This window comes from Micromonospora sp. CP22, assembly GCF_009712475.1.
Classification (GTDB): domain Bacteria; phylum Actinomycetota; class Actinomycetes; order Mycobacteriales; family Micromonosporaceae; genus Micromonospora.
This window is the reverse complement of the sequence record NZ_VCJO01000044.1, coordinates 1-3,168: the sequence shown is the minus strand read 5'-3', so window position 1 is coordinate 3,168 and position 3,168 is coordinate 1. Positions and strand designations below refer to the sequence as shown.

Here is a 3,168-nt window from a genome sequence, read left to right as displayed (position 1 = left end):
CGCTGGTTCCACCAACGCGCACGGCTAAGCAGGGACTACACCCTGGTCAGCTAGCAATTGGCGGCTGCCGTACTAGCTTCCCGCGTTCGCGTCCATGGCAGCCTGCCGCACGCAGATACGCTGGCGCTGATCCGCAGCGCGGATCTTCTCCTGCACCATGCCGTGACATCGCCGCAGGACGGCGACACCGAGGGCCAGCCGTTGGCGATCCTCGAAGCGATGGCGGCGGGGCTACCGGTAATCGCCACCCGACACGCCGGCATTCCGGAGGCGGTCATTGACGGAGTTCACGGCCGGCTCGTCGCCGAGCAGGACGTCGCCGACATGGCGGCGGCACTTCTTGATCTCGCCGCCAGCCCGCTGGAACGGCGGCGACTTGGGCTGGCCGCCCGCGCTGCGATCGAGGAACGACACAGCCATGATGTTGCCCGCCGCATCCTGCTGCAACTGCTCGGGCTCACCCAGACCTCGAACGACGAACGGGTTGGAAGCCGATGAAGAACGCGGTATTCCTCGTCAAGAACGGCATCGGTTTCGGCCACATCCGTCGGGCGCTACTCATCGCAGAGGCCGTCCAGTCGGCAGGCCGGCTTCGCCCAATCGTGATCAGCCAAGCCAGTTCCCTCGCCCTCTATCGAAACAGCCCGGTGCGAGTGGTCAACTTCCCGTTGCTGCACCGGGTGCCCTCCGCCGTCGCGGAGGACCTCTACACCGACCTCCTCGACCGCCTGCTCAGCCGCCTTGATCCCGTCGTCGTCGTGGAGGACACCTACCCAGACGCCCGATACCGACGACTCCCCGCGTTGGCCGACCGTCCCCGGCTGCTGGTTATGCGCCGGCTCGACGGCCTCTCCTTCGACCAGATCCGTCAACGCGGCGACTTCGGGCACTACGACGAGATCCTCGTAGCCCAGGACGAACACGCATTCCACGAGGAAGGACACAGCGGCGAGTCACTCGCCGCGGTGGAACTCAGCGGCCGGTTTCGCTTCGTAGGGAACATCGCGCACATCGCAAACGGCGAGGAAGTCATAGCAGCGCGCATGGCCTACGCGCCCGATGGCGCCCCCCTCGTCGTGGTCAACGGAGGTGCCGGCGGCGACCAGATGCCAGACGGATACGGCGATCGCCTGTTCACGGCATGTCAGGACGTCGCCGCCGCGCTGGCGGCCGAGGGCAACCCCGCGCGGTTCGTCCTCGTCACCGGCCCCTACTACGCCGGTCGGCCCCTCCAGGAGTCCGAGAACGTGACGGTCCGCCGGTTTGACCCACGCCTGCCCGCGCTACTCGCTGCGGGCGACGTAGTAGTGATCAAGCCGGGCAACAATGCGCTGTCCGAGGCGCTTGCCGGAGGCGGTCAGCTCGTCCTCGTACCGGATGTGTCGTTCATGGAGGGACTCGACGAACACGCGGCCAGGGTCGCTCAGCGCTACGGCGGGGTCGTCGGAACTCCAGACCGGAACAGCCTTGAGCCGCTCATCCGGAGTGCGCTGGCCCGCGGGCCCAGACCAGCTCGGTTGGCGCCTCGGCCCACCGCCCTCGCCGCAGTGGTGGACGCCATCCACGATTATGCCGGATTCGCGCCAGGCTGCGATGTCTCCCCCAAGCTCCTCCTGTTGGCGCTGATAGCACCGGACTACCTTGAACCGGCCGAGCTTCGTAAACAGCTACCGGACTCCCTTCGGGAGGCGGTGATCGTCGACAGCCTCGAACAGGATGAGCCGCTCGTCAGGCTCACCTCACTCGACAGGACATCGTTCAAGGCGGTGGCAGCCGTGGTCGTTGACGGCGAGGTCGGTCCGATGACTCCTCAACAACTCGCCGAACGTGGCGTACGCCTGTTGATCCGGACAGGCGCGTCGCCTGCCGTTGACCGCTGGCTTCGGCTTCACCCCAGTCGTCCGGCTCTGCTCGCTCAGCAGGCCGAACTCGTCAGGGCGTCACCTCGCCCAGAAGCCCTCAAGCGGCGCGCGACGAAGCTTCTCAATGCCGGCGCCGCCGGCACCATCTTGGTCGACCTCCGCGCGTTGCCGCCGTTGGCGCTGGCTGACTACCTGACGGCAGTTGGGCAGTGGATCGCACGTCAGCCTGTTCGCGTCGTGGGTGTCAGTGCCATCGTCGCTCAGGAGGCCGAGCGCCTACTCGAAAGGAGGCCGGATGCGCAATCGACCTGACACGGGCGAGGCCGAACCAGCGACCGTGCCGATCCGGACCTATGCCGTGCGCCGAACGGACAACGACCTCAACGCCTTCACCGACACGATCGTCGCGCTGCTCGACCACGAGCGGACCATGATCGATCTATCTCGATACGACAACGGCACCGGCTTCGTCGAACTCCGCGTCGTCGCCCCTGAGCCAAGGAACGAACCATGACCGTCGTCCCCGCCCTCCTCGCTGACGAGATCCGCGATCGCGGCTTCGCTACCTGGCCTGGCTTCGCCACACCGAGCGAATGCGCGACGCTGAAAACCGCAACGGACATCCTCGCCAACGGCGAACACGCCAGGAGATACCCCAAGTCGACCCGGGTATGGAACCTCTATCAGTTCGATCCGATCTTCGCCGACATGCTCGTCAAGCCAGGACTCGCTGATCTGCTCGACGAACTCCTCGGCCGGTACTACCTGCTGTCCGACTACAGCCTCAACGTCGTCCACCCTGGACAACCGGTCGATGACTGGCACATCGACTACCCCTACAACGAGATGCCGCAACTGGTCGATGGGGCCATCCTCGGCCTTCAATGCGTCCTGGCGCTCGATCACTTCGATGAGCACAATGGTGCCACCCGTCTCGTCCCCGGATCACACGTGCCACCACGCCGACCTCCCTCCATGGGGCAGACGACCGCCGAGACGTTCACCGCGTCGCCCGGAACGTTGCTGATCATGGCGGCGGCGACCTGGCATCGATCGGGCTTCAACGCGTCCGAACAGCCGCGCGCTGCAGTACTGATGAGCTTCGTCGAACGGTGGATCCGCCCGCTATCCGATCCGCTACCGCCAGACCTGTGGGTCCATGATCAACGACTCCAGGTCATGCTCGGCTACCAGCGCCCGGCTGAGACCATCAACGGCGTTCCGGTCTGACTGGACGTTTGTTTCGTCTTCGGGCCGGTAATGGCCGATTCGCGCCTCAACCTCGGCGGTATGAGATGTCCGGCCC

The 3,168-nt window shown here is 65.8% G+C and carries 4 protein-coding genes; all 4 read left to right on the top strand.

The annotated features are described in order from the left end of the window. Nucleotides 1-57 precede the first annotated feature (57 nt). From FF096_RS26095 to FF096_RS26080, 4 genes are read left to right on the top strand one after another with little or no spacing between them, the layout of a single operon-like run. Nucleotides 58-498, top strand: coding sequence for a glycosyltransferase (locus FF096_RS26095; RefSeq protein ID WP_155222202.1), 441 nt, complete (start codon nt 58-60; stop codon nt 496-498). Continuing rightward, entirely contained in the window at nt 495-2,174 is a 1,680-nt protein-coding gene (locus FF096_RS26090) for a hypothetical protein (protein WP_155222201.1), read from the top strand. The genes FF096_RS26095 and FF096_RS26090 overlap by 4 nt, the downstream gene beginning before the upstream one ends. Further along, entirely contained in the window at nt 2,158-2,376 is a 219-nt protein-coding gene (locus FF096_RS26085; RefSeq protein WP_155222200.1) for a hypothetical protein, read from the top strand. The genes FF096_RS26090 and FF096_RS26085 overlap by 17 nt, the downstream gene beginning before the upstream one ends. After that, complete coding sequence (locus FF096_RS26080) at nt 2,373-3,092, top strand: phytanoyl-CoA dioxygenase family protein (protein WP_155222199.1); 720 nt, start codon at nt 2,373-2,375, stop codon at nt 3,090-3,092. The genes FF096_RS26085 and FF096_RS26080 overlap by 4 nt, the downstream gene beginning before the upstream one ends. Nucleotides 3,093-3,168 lie beyond the last annotated feature (76 nt).

Bases quoted from the DNA above. Each gene is read 5' to 3' on its own strand.
- FF096_RS26080 (WP_155222199.1), top strand. From the start codon at position 2,373: ATGACCGTCGTCCCCGCCCTCCTCGCTGACGAGATCCGCGATCGCGGC.
- FF096_RS26085 (WP_155222200.1), top strand. From the start codon at position 2,158: ATGCGCAATCGACCTGACACGGGCGAGGCCGAACCAGCGACCGTGCCG.
- FF096_RS26090 (WP_155222201.1), top strand. From the start codon at position 495: ATGAAGAACGCGGTATTCCTCGTCAAGAACGGCATCGGTTTCGGCCAC.